The sequence below is a fragment of the Pseudomonas sp. PD9R genome, from assembly GCF_019200975.1.
Lineage (GTDB): Bacteria > Pseudomonadota > Gammaproteobacteria > Pseudomonadales > Pseudomonadaceae > Aquipseudomonas.
The window spans coordinates 134,460-157,947 of the sequence record NZ_JAHTMR010000007.1 but is presented as its reverse complement, the minus strand read 5'-3'; the positions used below and the strand labels follow the sequence as shown (position 1 = coordinate 157,947).

The window sequence follows — 23,488 nt, the reverse complement described above, 5'->3', positions numbered from 1 at the left end:
CTGCCGCAGGCTGCGATCTTTTGATCTTGATCTTTTAAAGATCGCAGCCTGCGGCAGCTCCTACAGAGTAGGGAGGTGTGTCAGTTACCGCTCGTGTACGTAAGTGCCCGGCGCCGCTTCACCTGCCGGATAAGCCTTGTTGCCCAGTTTTGCAGGCGCTTTTTTCAGTTCGCCCGAACGCTGGGCCTGCCACGCCTGCCAATGCAGCCACCAGGAATCGGTGTGCTTGGTGGAGTTTTCTTGCCACTCATCGGCAGTGGTCGCCATTTTTTCGGTGCTGGTCATGTAGCGCGATTTCGGATTGCCCGGCGGGTTCAGGATGCTCTGAATGTGCCCGCTGCTGGACAGCACGAATTCGACATTGCCGCCGAACAACTGCGCCGACTTGTAGCAGGACTTCCACGGGGTGATGTGGTCGTTGGTGCCGGCCAGGGAAAAGATGTCGGCCGTCACCTGCTTGAGGTCGATGGCGGTACCGCACACTTCCAGTGCATTCGGGCGAATCAATGGGTTGTTTTTGAACATCTCGATCAGGTCGCCGTGGAACGCTGCAGGCAATCGCGTGGTGTCGTTGTTCCAGAACAGGATGTCGAAAACCGGCGGCTCGTTGCCCAGCAGGTAATTGTTGACCCAGTAGTTCCAGATCAGGTCGTTGGGGCGCATCCAGGCGAAGACTTTCGCCATGTCGCGGCCTTCCAGCACACCGGCCTGGTACGAGTGGCGCTTGGCGGCTTCCAGAGTCTGTTCATTGACGAACAGGGCGACGTCGCTTTCCAGGGTGGTATCGAGCACGCTCACCAACAGGGTGAGGGCGTTGACCTTGTTCTCTCCGATCGCCGCGTAGTGACCCAGCAGGGCGGTGCAGGTGATACCGCCGGAGCAGGCGCCAAGCATGTTCACGTCTTTGCTGCCGGTGATCGCGGTGACCACATCGACCGCTTCCTTGAGAGCCTCGATGTACGTCGACAGGCCCCACTCGCGTTGTTCTTTGGTCGGGTTGCGCCAGCTGACGATGAAGGTCTGCACATTGCTGCGCAGGCAGAAACGCGCCAGGCTCTTGTCCGGGCTCAGGTCGAACACGTAGAACTTGTTGATCTGCGGCGGCACCACCAGCAATGGGCGCTCGTGGACCTGCTCGGTGATCGGCTTGTACTGGATCAACTCCAGCACATCGTTGCGAAACACCACCGCGCCTTCGGTCACGGCGAGGCTCTTGCCAACCTCGAACGCGCCCATGTTGACCTGACTCGGCATGCCGCCGTTGTGAACCATGTCCTTGGCCAGGTGCGACAGGCCGTCGAGCAAGCTCTTGCCGCCGGTTTCGAAGAAGCGTTTGACCGCCGCCGGGTTGGCCGCGCTGTTGGTCGGGGCCATGGCTTCGGTCATGAGATTGATCACGAAGTGCCCGCGAGCAGAGTCACTGGGTGAGAGGCTACTGTCGTCAATCCAGTCGTGGAGTTCCTTGCGCCACGCCAGGTAGGTTTGCAGATAACGTTTGTAGAGCGGGTTCTGGGTCCAGGCCGGGTCGGCAAAGCGACGGTCATCACTGGTCGGTTGCAGCGCGGATTTGCCGAACAGCACGTTCTTGAGTTCAAGGCCGAAGTGCGCAACATGCTTGGCGCTGTGAATCGGTTGTTTGATGGCCTGCCTGAGCACCATGCGAGCAGATGCCAGTAGATCCTTTCCACGCAGCCCAACGACAGGATTCAGTCCCAAGGTGTTTTCCGAGGCCTGATACTTCAAGTCATCGTTATTCTTGTTACTCATCTACGACGCTCCATTGTCCTGAGACGAGTACCCGGGGCCTTGCTGTGTAGTCACACAGCAAATGCCAGGTACTACTGCTCGGGTGACCGTTAATTCTGCATCGCTGCTTTTTAGTTCGCAGAGAGCACTGCAGGGAACTTGCCAGCTCCATTGGTTACCCGAGTTTAATTTTTTTCGCAAGCAGGCCAATCAACAGCCCTGAAGCGGAGCATTCAAACAGATGGAATTAGAAAATGCCCTCTAAAGAGCAAGAGGCTCAGGCTAGAGCATCAGCTTGACGATGGATTCATTCGGGTCGCGGGTTTTGCCGGCGGCTTTTAGCTCGGCAAGATAATCCTCCCAGAGTGCGTCATAACGTCGCCCCAGTTCGTAGAGGTATTCCCAGGTGAACAGGCCGCTGTCGTGACCGTCGTCGAAGGTCAATTTCAGTGCGTACTGACCGGCCGGTTCTATCTTGCTCAGGCCTACGTTGATCTTGCCAAATTGCAGGATAGGTTTGCCGTGGCCCTGGACCTCGGCGGAGGGAGAGTGCACGCGCAGGAACTCGGCGGGCAGGGTGTATTCCTCGCCGGACGCGTATTTGAGCGTCAGGGTTTTCGAGGCTTTGTGCAGTTTGATGTCGGTGGGGAGCTGGGTCATGACAGATCATCCAAAGCATCTGTAGGAGTTGCCGCAGGCTGCGATTTTTTGATCTTGAAATACAACGTCAAAAGATCGCAGCCTGCGGCAGCTCCTACAGGGGTGTAGGTGACCTACAGGATATAACGGGACAGGTCTTCGTTCTGCGCCAATTCGCCCAGGTGGCTGTTGACGTAATCAGCGTCAATCTGGATCGCCTTGTCGTCATGGGCACTGGCCAGGTCGCCAGCGCTGAACGACACTTCTTCGAGCAGGCGCTCAAGCAGTGTATGCAGGCGACGGGCACCGATGTTTTCGGTTTTCTCGTTGACCTGCCAGGCGATCTCCGCGATGCGCTTGATACCGCTCGGCTGGAACTCGATGGTCAAACCTTCGGTTTTCAGCAGCGCGCAATATTGCTCGGTGAGCGAGGCGTGCGGTTCGCTGAGGATGCGCTCGAAATCTTCTGGCGACAGGGCCTTCAGTTCAACGCGAATCGGCAACCGACCTTGCAGTTCCGGCACCAGATCGCTCGGCTTGCTCAGATGGAAAGCACCGGATGCAATGAACAGGATGTGGTCGGTCTTGACCATGCCCAGTTTGGTGTTGACGGTGCAGCCTTCGATCAACGGCAGCAAATCACGCTGTACGCCTTCACGGGACACGTCGACGCCGCCGGAATTACCGCGCTTGGCGACCTTGTCGATTTCGTCGATGAACACGATGCCGTGCTGCTCGACCGCTTCCAGCGCCTTGGCTTTCAACTCTTCATCGTTGACCAGGCGGCTGGCTTCTTCGTCGCGCACCAGCTTGAGCGCTTCCTTGACCTTGAGCTTGCGGGCCTTCTTTTTGCCCTTGCCCATATTGGCGAACAGGCTTTGCAGCTGGTTGGTCATTTCTTCCATGCCCGGTGGCGCGGAGATGTCGACGCCGGCCATTTCGGCGACTTCGATTTCGATCTCCTTGTCATCCAGTTGGCCTTCACGCAGACGCTTGCGGAACAGCTGACGGGTGTTGGAGTCGGCAGTCGGGGTGTCGTCGTTGCTGAAACCCATGCGCGCCGGCGGTAGCAGTGCGTCGAGGATGCGTTCTTCGGCGGCGTCTTCAGCGCGGTGGCGAACCTTGGTGATTTCCTGCTCGCGCAGCAGCTTGATCGCCGCATCGGCGAGGTCACGAATGATCGATTCAACGTCGCGGCCGACATAGCCGACTTCGGTGAATTTGGTCGCTTCGACCTTGATGAACGGGGCGTTGGCCAGCTTGGCCAGGCGACGGGCGATCTCGGTTTTACCGACACCGGTCGGGCCGATCATCAGGATGTTCTTCGGCGTTACTTCAACACGCAGCTCTTCTGGCAACTGCATCCGGCGCCAGCGATTGCGCAACGCAATGGCGACGGCGCGTTTGGCATCGTCCTGGCCGATGATATGGCGATTGAGTTCGTGGACGATTTCACGGGGAGTCATGGACATAATAGTTGGCGGACCTCAAGCAAGAATGAGCCGTGGCACAAAGGCCGGAACAGGCTTATTCGGCGCAGTCCTGCTCCTCAATGGTCTGGGTGTGGTTGGTGAATACACAAATGTCGGCGGCGATGCCGAGGGCGGTTTCGACGATTTCACGGGCCGACAGGTCGGTCTTTTTCAGCAGGGCGCTGGCAGCAGCCTGGGCGTAACCACCGCCAGAACCCATGGCGATCAGGCCGTTTTCCGGTTCAACCACATCGCCGTTGCCGGTGATGATCAGGGAGGCGTCTTTGTTGGCGACTGCAAGCATGGCTTCGAGGCGGCTCAGGGAGCGGTCGGTGCGCCATTCTTTGGCGAGTTCGACGGCGGCGCGAACCAGGTGGCCCTGATGTTTTTCAAGCTGGCCTTCGAAGCGTTCGAAAAGGGTAAAGGCGTCGGCGGTGGCACCGGCGAAACCGGCGATGACCTGGCCGTGGTACAGGCGACGAACTTTCTTCGCGTTGCCTTTCATCACGGTATTGCCGAGGGAAACCTGGCCGTCGCCGCCCATGACGACTTTGCCGTGGCGGCGAACTGAAACGATGGTGGTCAAGGGAAGAGTCTCCACGCAGCGGGGCGAAAATGCCTTATGCCAACTCATATGGGGGTGGTGGAGAGGATTTCAACCGCAGGACGCGGCGGGGGACGAGTGGTGCGAGGCGTGTAGGAGCTGCCGAAGGCTGCGATCTTTTGATCTTGCCCTTCGTCTTGCCAAACCAAACACGCTGCAATCTTAGAAAAGATCGCAGCCTGCGGCAGCTCCTACAGGGATTTGTGCCACCCATGGAAGCTGCGGTGGCAGTTGATCAACGGCTCTGGCGTTGTTGTAACAACAGGTTGCTGAACCCGGCGCCGGCCAGTTGCTTCTGCGCGGTGGTCAGTTGTTCGCGGTTGCTGAACGGCCCGACCAATACCCGATACCAGGTCTCGTCTTTCACCGTACCTGACTCAACCGCCACAGCCTGGCCGAGCAGAATGATCTGTGCCCGAACCTTGTCGGCATCCGCCTCTTTGCGGAACGAACCGGCCTGCAGGAAGAACTTGGTCACTGGCGCGGCTTTGGTGACCGGTGGTGGCGGTGGCGGGGTGATCCCGGCCAAGGCTGCCTGAGCCCGTGCAGTGTCGATCTTCGCCGCTTCCGCTGGCGTAACCGGCGTGGTCGGAACGGCCGGCACTTGAGGCGTCGGCAGGGTTTTTTCCGGCACGGCATCCGGCGGCACAATGACTTCCGATTCCGGCAGCAAGGTGTAGAAGTCGTACTTCGGCTTCACCGGTTGCGTCGGGCTCGGCGGAGTCTTGTTCGCTTCGGCGATCTTGGTGGCTTTCTGTTGTTGCTCCACTTTCTCGCGCTTGACAGTGTCACTGCCCTTGCCCGGTTCCAGCTTCATCAGAAAAACGACGAAGGCACCGACCGTCAGGCCGATGGCCATCCACAGCCAACCCGGGATCGGTTGCTTCGCTGGAGCTTGGTAACGGCTGGCGCCACGCTTGGGTGCAGGTTTTTTCTTGGCAGCCAACTTACATACGCTCCAGAGTTTCCAGACCCAAGAGTTCCAGGCCTTGCTTGAGAGTGCGACCGGTCAGCGCAGCGAGGCGCAAGCGGCTTTGCATTTGTTCCGGGGTGTCGGCGGCGAGGATCGGGCAGTTCTCGTAGAAACTGGAGAACAGGCCGGCGACGTCGTACAGGTAGGTGCAGAGGATGTGCGGCGTGCCTTTTTCGGACACGTTGTTCAGGATTTCGCCGAATTGCGCGAGTTTCGCTGCCAGCTCGTGTTCGTGCGGTGCTTCGAGAACGATCTGGCCTTCGACTTCACTGAAGTCTTTGCCGAGTTTGCGGAACACGCCGGCCACGCGGGTATAGGCGTACAGCAAGTACGGCGCGGTGTTGCCTTCGAAGTTCAGCATCAGGTCAAAGTTGAAGCTGTAATCGCTGGTGCGGTGCTTGGACAGGTCGGCGTATTTCACTGCGCCGATGCCCACGACCTTGGCGATGTTGCGCAACTCTGCTTCGGCCAGTTCCGGGTTCTTGTCTTTTACCAGTGTGTAGGCGCGTTCCTGGGCTTCGGTCAGCAGGTCGATCAGCTTCACGGTGCCGCCGTCACGGGTCTTGAAAGGACGGCCATCGGCGCCGTTCATGGTGCCGAAGCCCATGTGTTCCATTTCCATCGGGTGCGTCACGAAACCGGCCTTGCGCGCCACGGCGAACACTTGCTGGAAGTGCAGGGCCTGGCGTTGGTCGACGAAGTACAGCGCACGATCAGCCTTGAGCTTGCCGCTGCGGTAGCGCACGGCGGCCAGGTCGGTGGTGGCGTAGAGGTAGCCGCCGTCGGCCTTGACGATGATCACTGGCAGCGGATCGCCGTCAGCGTTTTTGAACTCGTCGAGGAACACGCACTGGGCGCCGTTGCTTTCGACCAGCATGCCGGCGGCCTTGAGGTCGTTGACCACGTTGATCAGGTCGTCGTTGTAGGCGCTTTCGCCCATCACGTCGGCCATGGTCAGTTTGACGTTCAGCAGCTCGTAGATTTTCTGGCAATGCGACAGCGAGATGTCTTTGAACTTGGTCCACAGCGCCAGGCAGTCCGGGTCGCCGGCTTGCAGCTTGACCACCAGGCCACGGGCGCGGTCGGCGAACTCTTCAGACTCGTCGAAGCGTTGTTTGGCGGCGCGGTAGAAGTTTTCCAGGTCCGACAGTTCGTCGCTGGTGATCGGGTTTTCTTGCAGGTAAGCCATCAGCATGCCGAACTGGGTGCCCCAGTCGCCGACGTGGTTCTGACGGATCACGGTATCGCCGAGGAACTCCAGCACGCGAGCCACGCCGTCGCCGATGATGGTCGAACGCAAGTGGCCGACGTGCATCTCTTTGGCCAGGTTCGGTGCCGACAAGTCAACCACCGTACGCTGCACCGGGCCGGCCTTGCGTACGCCGATGTTGGCGTCGGCGAGGGCGGCGTCCAGGCGAGTGGCCAGGGCTTGGGTGTTCTGGAAGAAATTGAGAAAGCCAGGGCCGGCGATTTCGGTCTTGGTGATGTTTTCGTCAGCCGGCAGCGCGGCAATGATTTTTTCCGCGAGGTCGCGCGGCTTCATGCCCGCTGGCTTGGCGAGCATCATGGCGATGTTGCTGGCGAAATCGCCGTTCTTCTTGTCGCGAGAGTTTTCCACCTGGATCGCCGGCGTCAGGCCTTCAGGCAACACACCTTCGTTGACGAGTTGGGTGATGGCTTGTTGGATCAGCTGGCGAATGGTGTCTTTCATGGTCTTCTCTTTCGACCGCTAGCGCGGCGGCGCATCAATGCGCGGGTGGAAAAACTGGGCATTATCCGTTGCCAAGGCAGGCTTGCCAACCTTAGCAGGCAGGTTGTGGATATGTGGTGACAAAAGCGGTAAAGATCGCAGGGTAGGCGCTGCCGCAGGCTGCGATCTTTTGATCTTGCTGTTAATACAAATCCACCGGATCCACATCCAGCGACCAGCGTACCGCCCGCCCGCTCGGCATCTGCTCCAGCACCAGCAACCAACTCGCCAGCAACCGATGCAGCGGTGCCCGCGCCGAGGCCTGCAACAACAGCTGTGCACGATAACGCCCGGCCCGACGCTCCATTGGCGCCGGCACTGGCCCCAGCAGCTCGATGCCGGTCAGATTATGCTCGCCCAGCAAACGCTCGGCCTCGCTGCACGCTTCATCGAGAAAACCTTCGGCCTGCCCTGGCTTGTGCGCCTCGGCCCGCAGCAGCGCCAAATGCGCAAACGGCGGCAGACCCGCCGCGCGCCGTTCACTCAAAGCCTGTTCGGCAAACGCGAAATAACCCTGCTCGGTCAATTGCACCAGCAGCGGATGGTCAGCCAGATGGGTCTGGATGATCACTTTGCCCGGTTCTTCTGCCCGTCCCGCGCGGCCGGCTACTTGCACGATCAGTTGCGCCATGCGCTCGCTCGCGCGGAAGTCGCCTGAGAACAACCCGCCGTCGGCGTCGAGAATCGACACCAGCGTCACCCGTGGAAAATGGTGCCCTTTGGCGAGCATCTGCGTGCCCACCAGAATGCACGGCTGGCCCTTTTGAATGGTCGCGAATAGTTGATTCATCGCATCCTTGCGTGACGTGCTGTCGCGGTCGACCCGCAGCACCGGATAGTCCGGGAACAGAATGCCTAATCGTTCTTCGGCCCGTTCGGTGCCGGCACCCACCGGCCGCAGATCGACCTTGTTGCACTTCGGGCACTGGCGCGGCACGTGTTCGACGTAGCCGCAGTGGTGGCAGCGCAGCTCGCCATGACGCTGGTGCACGGTCATGCGCGCATCGCAGCGCTGGCACTCGGACATCCAGCCGCAGTCGTGGCACAGCAGGGTTGGAGCGAAGCCGCGACGATTGAGGAACACCAATACTTGCTGACCGGCTGCCAGGGTCTGACCGATGGCTTGCTGCATCGGTCCGGAAATACCGCTGTCCAACGGGCGACTTTTTACGTCCAGACGCAGGAAACGCGGTTGTTTGGCGCCACCGGCACGTTCATTCAGCCGCAGGAGGCCATAACGTCCGGTGTAGGCGTTGTGCAGGCTCTCCAGCGAAGGCGTGGCGGAGCCGAGGACAATCGGGATGTTTTCCTGCCGGGCGCGCACCAGAGCGAGGTCGCGGGCGTGGTAGCGCAGGCCTTCCTGCTGCTTATAAGAGCCGTCGTGCTCTTCGTCGATGATGATCAGGCCAGGGTTTTTCATGGGCGTGAACAACGCCGAGCGGGTGCCAATAATAATGTCGGCCTCGCCGTCGCGGGCGGCGAGCCAGGCGTCGAGGCGTTCTCGATCGTTGACTGCCGAGTGGATCAGAGCGATGCGCGCATTGAAACGCTGCTCGAAGCGCGCCAGGGTCTGGGGGCCGAGGTTGATTTCCGGGATCAGCACCAGCGCCTGTTTGCCGGCCTCCAGGGTTTCGCGGATCAACTGCAAATACACTTCGGTCTTGCCGCTGCCAGTGACCCCGGCCAGCAAGAACGCGTGATAACTGTCGAACCCGGCGCGAATCGCTTCGTATGCTGCGCGCTGCTCGGGGTTGAGCGGCAGTTCCGGTTGCGCCAGCCAGTGTTCGTGGCGGGCGCCGGGGGCGTGCTTGCGCACTTCTACTTGCACCAGATCCTTGGCCAACAGCAGATCGAGGCTGTCTTTGCTCAGCATCAGTTTGCTGAGCAATTGATGGGCGACGCCGTGGGGATGCTGGGCCAGGGTTGCCAGGGCTTCGCGCTGGCGCGGGGCGCGAGCGATGCGCGGGTCATCGAGGCTGGCACCCGGTGCGGCGGACCAAAAACGTTCCTGGCGCGCTTCAGCCAGTTCACCCTGGCGCAGCAAAACCGGCAGTGCCCAGCTCAGGGTGTCGCCGAGGCTGTGCTGATAATACTGGGAGGTCCACAGGCACAGCTTGAACAGCGCGGGCGGTAGCGGCGGTGTGGCGTCGAGCAACGCCAGGGCCGGTTTGAGTTTTTCCGCCGGCACTTCGCTGGTATCGGTGACCTCCACCAGAATCCCGATCATCTCCCGTCGGCCGAATGGCACCCGCAGGCGCATGCCCGGGTGCAACTGGGCGCGCAGAACACCGGCCGGTGCGCGGTAATCGAACAGGCGGCGCAGTGGCGAAGGCAGGGCGAGGCGCAAGATGGCGTCGGGCACGCGGGGGGATCTCGATCAGCAAAAATGGGTGATATGACGCATACCCTGTAGGAGCTAGCCTGCTCGCGATAGCGGTTTGCCAGTCGCTGCAATTTTGGCTGAAGATTGCTATCGCGAGCAGGCTCACTCCTACAGGGGGCCGCGTATTGGGTCGGGAGCCTAGCAGACGACCGGTTTGAGGGACAGCTTGCGTGATTGGCATTGTCTGGTAGAATCCGCGGCCTAATTACGTGCGGTATTCAACAATAGTGTTGGGTGGCGGCACGCTAGCCTGAGGAAGACACCATGAAAGCTGATATCCATCCAGAATACCCAGCAGTTGCTGTTACCTGCAGCTGCGGCAACAAGTTCGAAACCCGTTCGACCTTCGGCAAAGCCCTGGCGATCGACGTTTGCAACGAGTGCCACCCGTTCTACACCGGTAAGCAGAAGACTCTGGATACTGGCGGCCGTGTACAGCGCTTCGCAGACCGTTTCGGTGCTTTCGGCAAGAAAGCTCCTGCTGCTGCAGAGTAAGGTTGCAAAGCCCGATGGGCTTTTCCTTGCTAATGAAAAAGGCGTCCCTTGCGGGCGCCTTTTTTGTGTCTGCAATTTGGCTCTCGGGTGCCCAGGCCTTCTGCCCGGCGCCAAGTGGGCTGCCATCCGTCGCAGTGCAGCGGGTGGTGGACGGCGACACGTTGCGCCTCGCCGATGGCCGCAGCGTACGCATGATTGGCTTGAATACGCCGGAGCTGGGCAAACAAGGTCGCACCGACGAACCGTTCGCCGTGGCTGCGCGCAAACGCCTTGAAGCCTTGGTCGCGGCAAGCGACGGGCGGGTCAGTTTGCTGCCCGGTAAAGAAGGCAAAGATCACTACGGCCGCACCCTGGCCCACATTTACGGCACCGACGGCACCAACCTCGAGGCGCAAATGCTCGCCGAAGGCCTGGGCTTTCAGGTGGCGGTCGCACCCAATGTGGACTTGGTCGAGTGTCAGCAGGCTGCGGAACGCAGTGCTCGTCAGGCCGGGCTCGGTGTGTGGCGCCAGTCTCCTGTGCTGAAAGCGGAGCAGATCAACACCTCCGGTTTTGCTGTGCTCAACGGGCGAGTAAGCAAGGTTCAGCGCAATCGCGGCGGGGTTTGGATCGAGTTGCAGGACTCGGTTGTATTGCGCATTGCGCCCAATTTGCTGGGCCGCTTCGACGCTTCCGCGCTTGATGGGCTTAAAGGCAAGCAAATCGAGGCGCGTGGCTGGGTGCTGGATCGTTCGCGCCGGGGTGGGCTCAAGGACGGTCAGGCGCGGTGGATGTTGCCGCTGACCGATCCGGTCATGCTTCAAATCATGCATTGATAAAAAATTGTAGACATTTTTTATGGCGATTGTGAACAGTCTATCCCTTGTGTTCCGCGGCTCTTGGCCCAAAGTCGTAAGGCAGGGCGCTTGACAGGGGTGACCGGTCAGTCTTGTGGGGATTTTGCGAGGCGCGTATCCTCGCTGACCAGTCTGTCCAACAGTAAAAGCGGAATGCCCACATGTCTGATTTGAAAACTGCCGCTCTCGAATATCACGCTAATCCTCGTCCAGGTAAGCTGAGCGTCGAGCTCACCAAGGCCACCGCTACCGCCCGCGACCTGTCGCTGGCCTACAGCCCCGGCGTAGCCGAACCAGTACGCGAAATCGCCCGCGATCCTGAACTGGCCTACAAATACACCGGTAAAGGCAACCTGGTTGCAGTCATTTCCGATGGCACCGCGATTCTCGGCCTGGGTAACCTCGGCCCATTGGCTTCCAAGCCAGTGATGGAAGGTAAAGGCGTGCTGTTCAAGCGTTTCGCCGGCATCGACGTTTTCGACATCGAAGTCGACTCCGAAAGCCCGCAAGCCTTCATCGACACCGTCAAGCGCATCTCCATCACCTTCGGTGGCATCAACCTGGAAGACATCAAGGCACCTGAGTGCTTTGAGATCGAACGTGCTCTGATCGAGCAGTGCGACATCCCGGTATTCCACGATGACCAGCATGGCACCGCGATCGTAACCGCAGCCGGCATGATCAACGCCCTGGAAATCGCTGGCAAAACCCTGCCGGAAGCCAAGATCGTCTGCCTGGGCGCCGGCGCTGCCGCCATCTCCTGCATGAAATTGCTGGTGAGCATGGGCGCCAACATCGAAAACATCTACATGATCGACCGTACCGGCGTGATCCACTCCGGTCGTGACGATCTGAACCAGTACAAAGCCGTCTTCGCTCACGCGACCGACAAGCGCACCCTGGCTGACGCCCTGCAAGGCGCAGACGTGTTCGTTGGCCTGTCCGGCCCGAACCTGCTGAGCGCTGAAGGCCTGCTGTCGATGGCGCCTAACCCGATCGTGTTCGCGTGCTCCAACCCGGATCCGGAAATCTCCCCAGAACTGGCGCACGCTACCCGTAACGACGTGATCATGGCCACTGGCCGTTCGGACTACCCGAACCAGGTCAACAACGTACTGGGCTTCCCGTTCATCTTCCGTGGTGCCCTGGACGTTCGCGCCAAACGCATCAACGAAGAAATGAAAGTGGCTGCTGCCAACGCCCTGCGTGAACTGGCCAAACTGCCAGTGCCTCAGGAAGTGTGCGACGCCTACGGCGGTATCAAGCTGGAATTCGGTCGTGAGTACATCATTCCGAAGCCAATGGATGCCCGTCTGATCACCCTGATCTCCGATGCCGTGGCCAAGGCTGCAATCGAGACTGGCGTAGCAACCCTGCCGTATCCGAAGAACTACCCGCTGAAAAGCGTGGATGATGTGTTCAACGGCTAAGTAGCAGCGCAATAAAAACCCGGCCAATGGTCGGGTTTTTTTTTTGAGTAAAAATCAAAAGATCGCAGCCTTCGGCAGCTCCTACAGGGGGGGCGCATTTTCATGTGGGAGCTGCCGAAGGCTGCGATCTTTTGATCTTGCCGCCAACAAAAAGCCCCGCTCTTCTCTCGAAGGCGGGGCTTTTTGTTGGCGGCAATCAGAACAAATCGATCGGTGCCGCTTCATCCGCTGGCAGCGGGCTGCCCGGTGCATTGCCGTTGCCCAGTTCGTTGACCGACGGTGGCGTGTCTTCGGCCTTGAACAGTTCGAAGTAGGCCCCAGGCGTGCTTGGGGCGGCTGCGCGGCCGCTGACCGGGTCCACGCGCAGGCTCAGGATGCCTTCCGGCTCTGGCTGCGTGTGAGGTGGCAAGCCCTTGAGCGCTGCGCCCATGTAATTCATCCAGATCGGCAGCGCGACGGTGCCCCCGAATTCCTTGCGGCCCAGGCTTTCAGGCTGGTCGAAACCGGTCCAGACCGTGGTCACGTAGTCGGCGTTGTAACCAGAGAACCAGGCGTCCTTGGATTCATTGGTGGTGCCGGTTTTGCCGGCGATGTCGCTGCGACCCAGGGCCAGTGCGCGGCGACCGGTGCCGAGCTTGATCACGTCCTCAAGCATGCTGTTGAGGATAAACGTGGTGCGCCCGTCGACGATGCGCTCGGCCACGGCCGGTGCTTGCGGCGTCGGCTGGGCGGTCAGCGTTTCGTCCGGTGTTGCGTTGACCGTAAAGGTATTGGCAGCAGGTGCGGCGATACCGTCGGTGGCGGCGCCGCCCTTTGGAACGCTCGGCGGGTTGGCGACGAACAGCGTGTCGCCATTGCGGCTGTCGATCTTGTCGATGATGTACGGGGTGATTTTGTAGCCGCCGTTGGCAAAGGTGCTCCAGCCGGTGGCGATTTCCATTGGCGTCAGGGTCGCGGTGCCCAGGGCCAGCGACAGGTTGGGCGGCAGATCCTGCTTGTTGAAGCCAAAACGGGTGATGTAGTCGATGGTCTTGCCAACACCCATCGCCTGCAACAGGCGGATCGAAACCAGGTTTCGCGATTTGTACAACGCTTCACGCAGGCGGATCGGGCCGAGGAACGTATTGGTGTCGTTCTTCGGGCGCCAGACCTTGTCCAGATACTCGTCGACAAACACGATCGGCGCATCGTTCACCAGGCTGGCGGCGGTGTAGCCGTTATCCAGCGCAGCGCTGTAGACGAATGGCTTGAAGCTCGAACCTGGCTGGCGTTTGGCTTGCAGCGCGCGGTTGTAGTTGCTCTGTTCAAACGCAAAACCGCCGACCAGTGAGCGGATCGCGCCGTTTTGCGGATCAAGCGACACCAGTGCGCCCTGGGCCTGCGGGATCTGGCTGAACTTCAGCGAATTGTCCGCCTGGCGCTGTACGCGAATCAGGTCGCCGACCTGGGCCACATCCGATGGCTGCTTCGGATTGGCGCCCATGCTGTTGGTGTTCAGGAACGGGCGAGCCCATTTCATGCTGTCCCAGGCGACGTGTTCGCTGCCGGTGCGGGTCAGTACCTGCAAGCCGTTCTTGTCGACCTGAGTGACGATGGCCGGCTCAAGGCTGCTGATGGTGCGCTGTTTGGTCAGTTCGGTCGCCCACGCCTCGTGTGTCTTGCCCGGCAGACGCGACTCGGGGCCGCGATAGCCGTGGCGCTGGTCGTAGGTCATCAAGCCTTCGTGGACGGCGGTATTGGCCATTTCCTGAAGATTGCTCGGCACCGTGGTGGTGACGCGGAAGCCTTCGGTATAGGCGTCGCTGCCATAGCGCCCGACCATTTCGGCACGGGCCATTTCGGCGATGTAAGGCGCATTCACTTCCGGCGTCGGCACGTGATAGCTGGCGTTCAGCGGCTCGTTGATCGCGGTGGTGTAATCGGCTTCGGTGATCTTGCCGAGCTTGTACATACGGCCCAGGATCCAGTCGCGACGCTCCTTGCTGCGGGCCGGGTTGGCCAGGGGGTTGAAGCGCGACGGGGCTTTCGGCAGGCCGGCGATCATGGCCATCTGCGCCAGGCTGACGTCACGAATCGATTTGCCGTAATAAACCTGCGCCGCCGCCTCGATGCCGTAGGCGCGGTTACCCAGATAGATCTTGTTGACGTACAGCTCAAGGATTTCATCTTTGGTCAGCTGCCGTTCGATCTGCAGGGCCAGGAGAATTTCAGTGGTTTTGCGCGAGAAGCTGCGTTCGCTGGTCAGGAAGAAGTTCTTCGCCACCTGCATGGTGATGGTGCTGCCGCCGGACTGAATGTGCCCGCTTTTAACCAATTGGGTTGCGGCACGCATCAGGCTGCTGGGATCGACGCCGTAGTGATTGGCGAAATTATCGTCTTCAGCACTTAGTAACGCATTAATGAAATTGGGGGGAATGTCGGCGAAACGGATCGGTGTGCGGCGCATTTCGCCGAATTCTGCGATCAACTTGTTATCGCTGCTGTAGACCCGCAAAGGAATCTGCAACTGGATGCTTCGCAGCGCCTCCACTGAGGGCAATCCAGGGCTAAGGTAAAGATACGCCCCGCTCAGACCCAAAAGGAGTCCGCAGAAAACCGCGACGATGGACCAACCGAAAAATTTCAGCAGACGAATCAAGGCTTTTGGATATCCAGGGCAAAGAATGAATTAGGCATCAGGGTTCAGGCTAAAGGAGAACGACCCGCGCTTGAGAAAAAGCGGAAAAAAACGCTGGGCATTATAAGCATTTTTCCATCGCAGGCGTCATTGGCGGCTGCTGTCAAGACGGGTGGATGGAACGCAACACACATTACAGAGTCCGTAACTCACGGATAGTCATAGGGAATTGCTAGTGCTAGGACTCTTCAACAAAAAGGCCAATACGCTTTTAGGGATCGACATCAGCTCCACTTCGGTGAAACTTCTGGAGCTGAGCCGCCAGGGCGACCGTTATCGGGTCGAGGCTTATGCGGTCGAACCGCTGCCCGTCAACGCCGTTATCGAGAAAAATATCGCCGAACTCGAAGGTGTGGGCCAGGCCTTGTCGCGCGTACTCGTTAAAGCCAGAACCAGCCTGAAGAACGTCGCCGTGGCTGTGGCCGGTTCGGCGGTGATCACCAAAACCATCGAGATGGATGCTGGACTTTCCGACGACGAGATGGAAAACCAGCTGAAGATCGAGGCTGATCAGTACATTCCTTATCCATTGGACGAAGTCGCCATCGACTTTGAAGTTCAGGGTGCGTCAACGCGCAACCCCGAGCGGGTCAGCGTACTGCTTGCGGCCTGTCGCAAGGAAAACGTCGAGGTTCGTGAAGCGGCCCTGACCCTGGCTGGCCTGACGGCTCGCGTTGTCGACGTGGAGGCCTATGCGCTGGAGCGTTCATTCGGGTTGCTGGCGAACCAGTTGGCCGCGTCCAGGGACCATCTGGTGGCGGTGGTCGACATCGGTGCGACCATGACCACCCTGAGCGTGTTGCTCAACGGGCGCATCATCTATACCCGCGAACAATTGTTCGGCGGCCGGCAGCTGACGGAGGAGATTCAGCGTCGATACGGCCTTACCGTCGAGCAGGCGGGGCTGGCGAAGAAGCAAGGTGGTTTGCCGGACGATTACGTCAGTGAAGTGTTACAGCCGTTTCGCGACGCATTGGTGCAGCAGGTGTCACGTTCGTTGCAGTTTTTCTTCGCCTCCGGTCAATACCACGCGGTCGACCACATTCTGTTGGCCGGCGGTACCGCATCGGTCGCGGGCCTTGATCGTTTGATCGAGCAGCAATTGAGCACACCGACCCAGGTGGCCAACCCGTTTTTCGAGATGACACTAGGCAGCAAGGTCAACGCTGCCGCCCTGGCCAGCGATGCGCCGGCCATGATGATCGCCTGCGGGCTGGCCCTCAGGAGTTTCGACTGATGGCGCGGATCAACCTTTTACCCTGGCGCGAAGAGCAGCGCGAAGAGCGGCGCAAACGTTTCTTGCTGATGTTGGTCGGTGTAATCGTGGGGTCGGCAGGGGCGGTGCTGATCGCTGATCAGGCCATCAGCGGCGCCATCGAACGGCAAATCGCCCGTAATGACTACATCAATAAGCAGATCGCCGTGGTCGACGAGCGGATCAAGCAGATCGGTGATCTCAAGGCACGTCGCCAGCAACTGGTCGAGCGCATGCGCATCATCCAGGACCTGCAAGGCAATCGACCGATCAGCGGGCGAATTTTTGATCAGCTTGCGCGCACCTTGCCCGACGGGGTGTACTTCACCGAAGTCAAAATGGTCGGCAAAACCCTGTCCATCGCTGGCGCGGCTGAATCCAACAATCGTGTTTCCGACCTGATGCGCAATCTGGATGCATCCGACTGGTTCGATGCGCCCAGCCTGACTGAAGTCAAAGCGACTACCGCCGGTCAGTTGGATCAAGCCAATGTCTTTCAGTTGACCGTTCGTCAGACGCAACCCGCTGCCGTGGAGGATGGGAAATGAGTCCGTCCCAATGGTTAGAAGGATTGCGCAAGATCGATATCAACGATCTGGACACCAGCAACATGGGTTCCTGGCCATCTGCGATCAAGGGCCTGGTGGTTGTGTTGGTCATGATGATGGTGCTTTCGCTTGGCTACAGTTTTTCGACGAGCGAACTTGAGAGTCAGCTCGAACTCAAGCGTGAAGAAGAATCGACCCTCAAGGAGCAGTTCGCGACCAAGGCCCACATGGCGGCGAACCTTGAGCTCTACACCCAGCAAATGAAGGAGATGGAAAACTCATTTGGCGTTCTGCTGCGGCAATTGCCCAGTGATACCGAAGTGCCCGGTTTGCTGGAAGACATCACCCGCACGGGTCTGGGCAGCGGCTTGGAGTTCGAAGAGATCAAGCTGTTACCCGAGGTCACCCAGCCGTTTTATATCGAACTGCCGATCCAGATCACCGTCACCGGCGCCTATCACGACCTGGCCACGTTCGTCAGTGGCGTCGCCGGGTTGCCGCGCATCGTCACCCTGCATGACTTCGATCTGACGCCGGTCAATCCGGACGGCGGGCCGAAGTTACGCATGAGCATTCTCGCCAAGACCTACCGCTACAACGACAAGGGGGCGCATCAATGAGCCTTCTGCGTTGTTTATCGGCGGCCGCTCTATTGGTCAGCGTGGCCGGTTGCGGTAGCGGTGGTGACTTCAGTGATCTGGACGCGTACATGAATGAAATGCGCCTGCGGGCACCGGGCAAGATTGAACCAACGCCGACATTCCGGTCTTACCCGACATTCACCTACAACGCCGCCAACCTGCGCAGCCCGTTTTCCCGGCAGGTCCGGATCGACCTGGCGGCTCAACAGCGCGGCTCGCGCAACGTCAAACCGGACCCCAGTCGGGTCAAGCAATACCTCGAGGGTTTCAACATCGAGCAGTTTGAAATGGTCGGCACGATGTCGAATGCGGCGGGCTCTTTTGCGCTGCTGCGCGGAGCCGGCGGTGTGCATCGATTGAAAGTCGGTGATTACCTGGGGCGTAACGATGGGCGGATTGTCGCGATCAGCGGTTCACAAGTCGATGTGGTCGAAATCGTCCCCGACGGTGAAGGCGCCTGGCTGGAACGGCCACGGACCATTCCTTTGAAAGAGCACACATAGTGGAACTCGAAAAATGAACAGGATTTTCTCCACCTTCGGAATATCGCTATGGATAGCGTTGCTGTCGCCGATGGTACAAGCGGCCAACCTCAAGGCGCTGGATGTCGCGGCGTTGCCAGGTGACCGGGTCGAGTTGAAGTTGGCGTTCGATGAACCGCCGCCAGTGCCTAACGGTTACACCACTGAGTCACCGGCACGGATCGCACTGGATCTGCCCGGTGTCGTCAGCCAGTTGGCGAACAAGACGCGCGATCTGGGTAGCGGCAATGCGCGCAGCGCGACAGTGGTGGAGGTCAAGGATCGCACGCGGCTGATCATCAACCTGACCCAGTTGACCCCGTACAACACACGAATCGAAGGCAATGACCTGTTTGTGGTGGTCGGGCAGGGTGCCAAAAGCCAGGCGTCCAGACCTCCGGCGGCCGTTGCAACGCCAACTCCTGCGCGAACACGAGCGCCTGCACCGTCGAGCAAGGCCATCCGCGGTGTGGATTTCCAGCGTGGCACCCAAGGCGAAGGCAATGTGGTGATCGATTTGTCGGATCCGTCCATTGCGCCGGACATTCAGGAGCGTGACGGCAAGATCATCCTCGGTTTTGCCAGAACCCAACTGCCTGAGCCCTTGCGCGTACGGCTGGACGTCAAGGACTTCGCCACTCCGGTGCAATTCGTCAATGCCAGTGCCTCCGGTGATCGGGCCACGATCACCATCGAGCCCGGCGGCGGCGCCTTCGATTATTCGACTTACCAAACCGACAACAAACTGACCGTCAGCATCCGGCCGATGACTGTCGACGATCTGCAAAAGCGCAACGCGGACCGCAATGCCTACAGCGGCGAAAAGCTCTCGCTGAATTTCCAGGACATCGATGTCCGCTCGGTGCTGCAACTGATTGCTGATTTCACCAATCTCAATCTGGTGGCCAGCGACACGGTGCAGGGCGGCATCACTTTGCGTTTGCAAAACGTGCCGTGGGATCAGGCGCTGGACCTGGTGCTGAAAACCAAGGGTCTGGACAAGCGCAAGATCGGTAACGTCCTGCTGGTGGCGCCGGCTGACGAGATCGCCGCCCGAGAGCGTCAGGAACTGGAATCGCAAAAACAGATCGCCGATCTGGCACCGCTGCGACGGGAGTTGCTACAGGTCAACTACGCCAAGGCTGCCGATATCGCCAAGCTGTTCCAGTCAGTGACCAGTGCCGAGGCGAAAGTCGACGAGCGCGGTTCGATTACCGTCGACGATCGTACCAACAACATCATTGCCTACCAGACTCAGGATCGCCTCGATGAGCTGCGACGGATCGTTGCGCAGCTGGATATTCCGGTGCGCCAGGTAATGATCGAGGCGCGAATCGTCGAGGCCAACGTCGACTATGACAAGAGCCTGGGCGTGCGCTGGGGTGGTTCGGTTCAGAACAAGGGCAACTGGAACTCTTCCGGGGTCAGCAACGGCGCCAATGCGTCATCGACCATCGGTACGCCGGGAAGCACCAGCACCAATTCGCCGTTCGTCGATATGGGCACGGCAGCGAATACCTCGGGGATTGGCATCGCGTTCATCACCGATAACGTTTTGCTGGACTTGGAGTTGACGGCCATGGAAAAGACCGGCAACGGCGAAATCGTCTCGCAACCCAAGGTGGTCACGTCCGACAAGGAAACCGCGAAAATCCTTAAGGGCACCGAGATCCCGTACCAGGAAGCCAGCTCCAGCGGCGCGACATCGGTGTCATTCAAGGAGGCCTCGCTATCGCTGGAAGTGACGCCGCAAATCACCCCGGACAACCGGATCATCATGGAGGTCAAGGTCACCAAGGACGAACCGGACTACCTGAACAAGGTCCAGGATGTACCGCCGATCAAGAAAAACGAGGTCAACGCCAAGGTCCTGGTCAATGACGGCGAGACCATCGTTATTGGTGGCGTTTTCTCAAATACTCAAAGCAAGGTTGTAGATAAGGTGCCATTTCTTGGCGATGTGCCGTATCTTGGCCGCCTTTTCCGGCGTGACGTGGTTTCGGAGAAAAAATCCGAGCTGTTGGTGTTTCTCACTCCGCGTATCATGAATAACCAGGCGATTGCTGTGAGTCGTTGATTCTGTGCGAAATTTGATTCTTGTAGGACCGATGGGCGCTGGAAAAAGCACCATCGGCCGGTTGCTGGCCAAAGAGCTGCGCTTGCCATTCAAAGATTCCGATAAGGAAATTGAATTACGCACGGGCGCCAATATCCCATGGATCTTCGATAAGGAAGGCGAACCGGGCTTTCGTGATCGTGAGGAGGCAATGATTGCCGAGCTCTGCGATTACGACGGTGTGGTGCTGGCGACCGGCGGCGGCGCAGTCATGCGCGAAGCCAATCGTCGGGCGCTGCACGCCGGTGGGCGGGTTGTTTACCTGCATGCGTCGGTTGAGCAGCAGGTCGGCCGCACGGCTCGCGATCGCAATCGGCCACTGTTGCGCACTGCCGATCCAGCCAAGACCCTGCGGGATCTACTGGCGATCCGCGATCCGCTTTATCGGGAAATCGCCGATCTGGTGGTCGAAACCGATGAGCGGCCGCCGCGAATGGTCGTGCTCGATATTCTCGAACGTTTGCAGCAGCTGCCTCCCCGTTAATGCGCAGCGCGAAATGCGCTATCCTCGGCGTCCTGCCACAACCGCTCAAGGTTGTGGCGGATGGCTACCGAACGGCGTCACACCAGCAGATGCCGTGGGCTTTCGATAATTCAAGGCGGGACGCCTGATTTCATCTTCACTGTGGGGACACATGCAGACACTCAAGGTCGATCTAGGCGAGCGCAGCTACCCGATTCATATTGGCGAAGGTTTGTTGGATCAGCCCGAGCTGCTGGCCCCGCATATTCGCGGACGGCAAGTGGCAATCATCACCAACGAAACCGTTGCGCCGCTCTATCTCGAACGTCTGAACCGCAGCCTGGCGCAGTTCTCGGTAATTTCCGTGGTGCTGCCCGACGGCGAAGCCTTCAAAACCTGGGAAACCCTGCAACTGATCTTTGATGGTCTGCTGACCGCACGGCACGACCGCCGCACCACGGTGATCGCCCTAGGTGGCGGCGTGATCGGTGACATGGCCGGTTTTGCTGCCGCCTGTTACCAGCGCGGGGTCGATTTCATTCAGGTGCCGACCACATTGCTGTCGCAAGTCGACTCTTCGGTGGGCGGCAAGACCGGGATCAATCATCCTCTGGGCAAGAACATGGTTGGCGCGTTCTATCAGCCGAACGTCGTGCTTATCGATACCGCCTCGCTCAATACCCTGCCGGCCCGCGAACTGTCCGCAGGCCTGGCCGAAGTCATCAAGTACGGGCTGATCTGCGATGAGCCGTTCCTGACCTGGCTCGAAGACAATGTCGATCGCCTGCGCAATCTCGATCAGCAAGCGCTGACCTATGCCATCGAGCGCTCCTGCGCGGCCAAGGCGGCCGTGGTTGGTGCGGACGAGAAAGAAAACGGCGTGCGAGCCACGCTCAACCTTGGGCATACCTTTGGTCACGCCATCGAAACCCATATGGGCTATGGTGTCTGGCTCCATGGTGAGGCGGTCGCTGCTGGCACCGTAATGGCCTTGGAAATGTCTGCGCGCCTGGGCTGGATCAGCGAACAGGAGCGCGATCGTGGCATTCGTTTGTTCCAACGCGCCGGCCTGCCGGTCATCCCGCCTGAAGAGATGACGGAAGCTGATTTTCTCGAACACATGGCAATTGATAAAAAAGTGATCGACGGTCGTTTGCGCCTGGTGCTGCTGCGCCAAATGGGCGAAGCGGTGGTGACCGACGATTATCCGAAAGAGGTTTTACAGGCCACGCTGGGAGCGGATTACCGCGCCCTGGCTCAGCTTAAAGGTTAATAAGATCGCGATGACTAGTTTGCATGCCGACGAGGCTTTCCTCGGCCACTACCAGTTGAACCACGACCCTTTTGCTCCACGGGTACCTGGCTTCAAATTTTTCCCGGCCCAGCGCAAACCAGTGTTGGGGCAACTGCACCACCTGGCGCGTTACAGCCAGTTGTTGCTGGTGGTCACCGGCCCGCAAGGCAGCGGCAAGACCCTGTTGCGCCAGGCCTTGGTCGCCAGCACTAACAAGCAGTCGGTACAGAGCGTGGTGGTTTCCGCCCGTGGCGCCGGTGATTCGGCTGGCATCCTGCGTCAGGTAGCCCAGGCGCTGGACGTTGCCCAGGCCGAGATCGGCGCGATTCTGGCGCAGGTGGTACAGCTGGCGCTCACCGGTCAGGCAGTCTATCTGCTGGTGGATGATGCCGAGCAGCTCGACGAATCCGCGCTCGAAGCCTTGATGGCTTTGGCGGCTGGCGCACCGGAAGGTCGCCCGCATGTATTCCTGTTCGGCGAGTCGTCGCTGATTGCTCAGCTTGAGGCTCTGCATCTCGAGGAAGAACGCTTCCACGTCATCGAATTGCAGCCTTACACCGAAGAAGAAACCCGCGAATATCTGGATCAGCGGCTCGAAGGTGCTGGCCGCGGTATCGAACTTTTCACCGCGGATCAGATCTCTGATATTCACGAAAGCTCCGACGGTTGGCCTGGCAACATCAACCAGGTCGCCCGCGATGCAATGATCGAAGCCATGATTGCCAGCCGCTCAGCGGTCAAGCGTCCAAGTATGGGGTTCAATATGCCGAAGAAACACGTATTGGCGATTTCCGCCGTCGTTGTGGTCGCGGTAGCCGCCGCCTGGTTGATGCCGGGTCGCAACAAAGCACCGACCACGGGTGCGCCTGCCAACGAACAGGCACAACTGCCGTTGGGTCAAGGCAAGCCACAAGCTAACGGTGGCGCTCCGGCCGTCGAATTCGCCGGCAACACGCAACCGATGCCTCTGCCGTTGGTCGGTAATTCGCAGCCGGTCATGCGGGGCCCGCTGGCCGAAGCCGCCGGTGGCATCACCGAGGGTGACGATGGTGTGCCGGTCGAAGGTTCCAGCGCTACGCCGCCGACCGTGACCACGACCGCACCGCCTGCGGGCGTTTCTGCTGGTCCAGCGCCTGCACCCGCCGCCAAGCCGACGCCGGCACCGGTTCAGGTTGCTACTGCCAAGCCAGCACCGGCACCAGCAGCCAAGCCTGCACCCGCTCCAGCCAAGCCAATTGCTGCCGCTGCATCCAAGCCTGCCGAGAAACCAGCCACCGTGGCCAAAGCTGCAGGCGGTACCTGGTACGCAGGACAGGCGCCGGGTAACTACGTGGTGCAAATCCTCGGTACCAGCTCTGAAGCGACCGCGCAAAACTTCGTCAAAGAGCAGGGCGGCGAGTACCGCTATTTCAAGAAAGTGCTCAACGGCAAACCGCTTTACGTCATCACCTACGGTAACTTCGCCAACCGCGATGCAGCCGTTACCGCCATCAAGGCCTTGCCAGCGAAGGTTCAGGCTGGTAAACCTTGGCCTCGCTCTGTCGCCAGCGTCCAACAGGAACTGGCAACAGCTCGCTGAAGATTCGGCGGCCTTACCCAGGCCGCCTCTCCAAGCACCTCAAAATTTCTGCACGGCATGCCGCCT

General features: G+C 59.6%; 19 protein-coding genes. 11 read left to right on the top strand and 8 right to left on the bottom strand.

Going from position 1 to position 23,488, the window contains the following annotated elements; translation table 11 throughout:
- Positions 1-84 precede the first annotated feature (84 nt).
- From phaC to KUF73_RS15935, 7 genes are all read right to left on the bottom strand, one after another.
- Positions 85-1,767: a class II poly(R)-hydroxyalkanoic acid synthase gene (gene phaC, locus KUF73_RS15965; RefSeq protein ID WP_218439029.1), complete on the bottom strand. Its 1,683-nt coding sequence runs from the start codon at positions 1,765-1,767 to the stop codon at positions 85-87.
- 261 nt (positions 1,768-2,028) lie between these two features.
- Positions 2,029-2,406 (bottom strand): gamma-butyrobetaine hydroxylase-like domain-containing protein, encoded by a 378-nt coding sequence (locus tag KUF73_RS15960; RefSeq protein WP_218439028.1) that lies wholly within the window; start codon positions 2,404-2,406, stop codon positions 2,029-2,031.
- Positions 2,407-2,519: 113 nt separating this feature from the next.
- Positions 2,520-3,857: an HslU--HslV peptidase ATPase subunit gene (gene hslU, locus KUF73_RS15955; protein WP_218439027.1), complete on the bottom strand. Its 1,338-nt coding sequence runs from the start codon at positions 3,855-3,857 to the stop codon at positions 2,520-2,522.
- Between the two features lie 55 nt (positions 3,858-3,912).
- The gene (gene hslV / locus KUF73_RS15950; protein ID WP_218439026.1) at positions 3,913-4,443 is read right to left on the bottom strand and encodes an ATP-dependent protease subunit HslV; all 531 of its coding nucleotides are present in this window, start codon (positions 4,441-4,443) and stop codon (positions 3,913-3,915) included.
- A 253-nt stretch (positions 4,444-4,696) separates the two neighbouring features.
- Positions 4,697-5,407 carry an SPOR domain-containing protein gene (locus tag KUF73_RS15945; RefSeq protein ID WP_218439025.1) on the bottom strand — a complete coding sequence of 237 codons (711 nt, stop codon included), beginning with the start codon at positions 5,405-5,407 and terminating at the stop codon, positions 4,697-4,699.
- 1 nt (position 5,408) lies between these two features.
- A complete protein-coding gene (gene argS / locus KUF73_RS15940; RefSeq protein WP_218439024.1) occupies positions 5,409-7,145 on the bottom strand; it encodes an arginine--tRNA ligase in 1,737 nt (578 codons plus the stop codon).
- Between the two features lie 181 nt (positions 7,146-7,326).
- Positions 7,327-9,546 carry a primosomal protein N' gene (locus KUF73_RS15935; RefSeq protein ID WP_218439023.1) on the bottom strand — a complete coding sequence of 740 codons (2,220 nt, stop codon included), beginning with the start codon at positions 9,544-9,546 and terminating at the stop codon, positions 7,327-7,329.
- 285 nt (positions 9,547-9,831) lie between these two features.
- Between KUF73_RS15935 and rpmE the strand changes: the two genes are divergently transcribed.
- From rpmE to KUF73_RS15920, 3 genes are all read left to right on the top strand, one after another.
- The gene (gene rpmE / locus KUF73_RS15930) at positions 9,832-10,062 is read left to right on the top strand and encodes a 50S ribosomal protein L31 (protein ID WP_053153366.1); all 231 of its coding nucleotides are present in this window, start codon (positions 9,832-9,834) and stop codon (positions 10,060-10,062) included.
- A 14-nt stretch (positions 10,063-10,076) separates the two neighbouring features.
- Positions 10,077-10,877 carry a thermonuclease family protein gene (locus KUF73_RS15925; protein ID WP_218439022.1) on the top strand — a complete coding sequence of 267 codons (801 nt, stop codon included), beginning with the start codon at positions 10,077-10,079 and terminating at the stop codon, positions 10,875-10,877.
- Between the two features lie 182 nt (positions 10,878-11,059).
- Positions 11,060-12,328 carry a malic enzyme-like NAD(P)-binding protein gene (locus tag KUF73_RS15920; RefSeq protein WP_217872650.1) on the top strand — a complete coding sequence of 423 codons (1,269 nt, stop codon included), beginning with the start codon at positions 11,060-11,062 and terminating at the stop codon, positions 12,326-12,328.
- Positions 12,329-12,524: 196 nt separating this feature from the next.
- On the opposite strand, the gene KUF73_RS15915 is transcribed toward KUF73_RS15920, so the two are convergent.
- On the bottom strand, positions 12,525-14,963 hold the full coding sequence (locus KUF73_RS15915; protein WP_371135495.1) for a penicillin-binding protein 1A: 2,439 nt from the start codon (positions 14,961-14,963) through the stop codon (positions 12,525-12,527).
- Positions 14,964-15,180: 217 nt separating this feature from the next.
- Here KUF73_RS15915 and KUF73_RS15910 point away from each other — a divergent pair, with 217 nt between their 5' ends.
- The 8 genes from KUF73_RS15910 (at position 15,181) to KUF73_RS15875 (ending at position 23,422) form a co-directional block, all read left to right on the top strand.
- Complete coding sequence (locus KUF73_RS15910; RefSeq protein ID WP_218439020.1) at positions 15,181-16,242, top strand: pilus assembly protein PilM; 1,062 nt, start codon at positions 15,181-15,183, stop codon at positions 16,240-16,242.
- Complete coding sequence (locus KUF73_RS15905) at positions 16,242-16,808, top strand: PilN domain-containing protein (RefSeq protein ID WP_218439019.1); 567 nt, start codon at positions 16,242-16,244, stop codon at positions 16,806-16,808. Before KUF73_RS15910 ends, KUF73_RS15905 begins: the two co-directional genes overlap by 1 nt.
- Entirely contained in the window at positions 16,805-17,428 is a 624-nt protein-coding gene (pilO, locus tag KUF73_RS15900; protein WP_218439018.1) for a type 4a pilus biogenesis protein PilO, read from the top strand. The genes KUF73_RS15905 and pilO overlap by 4 nt, the downstream gene beginning before the upstream one ends.
- A complete protein-coding gene (locus tag KUF73_RS15895; protein WP_218439017.1) occupies positions 17,425-17,952 on the top strand; it encodes a pilus assembly protein PilP in 528 nt (175 codons plus the stop codon). Before pilO ends, KUF73_RS15895 begins: the two co-directional genes overlap by 4 nt.
- Before the next feature lie 13 nt (positions 17,953-17,965).
- A complete protein-coding gene (pilQ, locus tag KUF73_RS15890; RefSeq protein WP_218439016.1) occupies positions 17,966-20,047 on the top strand; it encodes a type IV pilus secretin PilQ family protein in 2,082 nt (693 codons plus the stop codon).
- Between the two features lie 4 nt (positions 20,048-20,051).
- Positions 20,052-20,570, top strand: coding sequence for a shikimate kinase AroK (aroK, locus tag KUF73_RS15885; protein WP_053153402.1), 519 nt, complete (start codon positions 20,052-20,054; stop codon positions 20,568-20,570).
- Positions 20,571-20,721: 151 nt separating this feature from the next.
- Positions 20,722-21,822: a 3-dehydroquinate synthase gene (aroB, locus tag KUF73_RS15880; RefSeq protein WP_218439015.1), complete on the top strand. Its 1,101-nt coding sequence runs from the start codon at positions 20,722-20,724 to the stop codon at positions 21,820-21,822.
- Between the two features lie 10 nt (positions 21,823-21,832).
- Positions 21,833-23,422, top strand: a complete 1,590-nt coding sequence (locus KUF73_RS15875) for an AAA family ATPase (RefSeq protein ID WP_218439014.1) — start codon at positions 21,833-21,835, stop codon at positions 23,420-23,422.
- Positions 23,423-23,488: the final 66 nt, after the last annotated feature.

Coding starts and splice junctions, on each gene's coding strand:
- KUF73_RS15960 (WP_218439028.1), bottom strand. CDS start 2,406: ATGACCCAGCTCCCCACCGACATCAAACTGCACAAAGCCTCGAAAACC.
- KUF73_RS15925 (WP_218439022.1), top strand. CDS start 10,077: ATGGGCTTTTCCTTGCTAATGAAAAAGGCGTCCCTTGCGGGCGCCTTT.
- KUF73_RS15895 (WP_218439017.1), top strand. CDS start 17,425: ATGAGCCTTCTGCGTTGTTTATCGGCGGCCGCTCTATTGGTCAGCGTG.
- pilO (WP_218439018.1), top strand. CDS start 16,805: ATGAGTCCGTCCCAATGGTTAGAAGGATTGCGCAAGATCGATATCAAC.
- rpmE (WP_053153366.1), top strand. CDS start 9,832: ATGAAAGCTGATATCCATCCAGAATACCCAGCAGTTGCTGTTACCTGC.
- argS (WP_218439024.1), bottom strand. CDS start 7,145: ATGAAAGACACCATTCGCCAGCTGATCCAACAAGCCATCACCCAACTC.
- aroB (WP_218439015.1), top strand. CDS start 20,722: ATGCAGACACTCAAGGTCGATCTAGGCGAGCGCAGCTACCCGATTCAT.
- hslU (WP_218439027.1), bottom strand. CDS start 3,857: ATGTCCATGACTCCCCGTGAAATCGTCCACGAACTCAATCGCCATATC.
- pilQ (WP_218439016.1), top strand. CDS start 17,966: ATGAACAGGATTTTCTCCACCTTCGGAATATCGCTATGGATAGCGTTG.
- KUF73_RS15920 (WP_217872650.1), top strand. CDS start 11,060: ATGTCTGATTTGAAAACTGCCGCTCTCGAATATCACGCTAATCCTCGT.
- KUF73_RS15905 (WP_218439019.1), top strand. CDS start 16,242: ATGGCGCGGATCAACCTTTTACCCTGGCGCGAAGAGCAGCGCGAAGAG.
- phaC (WP_218439029.1), bottom strand. CDS start 1,767: ATGAGTAACAAGAATAACGATGACTTGAAGTATCAGGCCTCGGAAAAC.
- KUF73_RS15875 (WP_218439014.1), top strand. CDS start 21,833: ATGACTAGTTTGCATGCCGACGAGGCTTTCCTCGGCCACTACCAGTTG.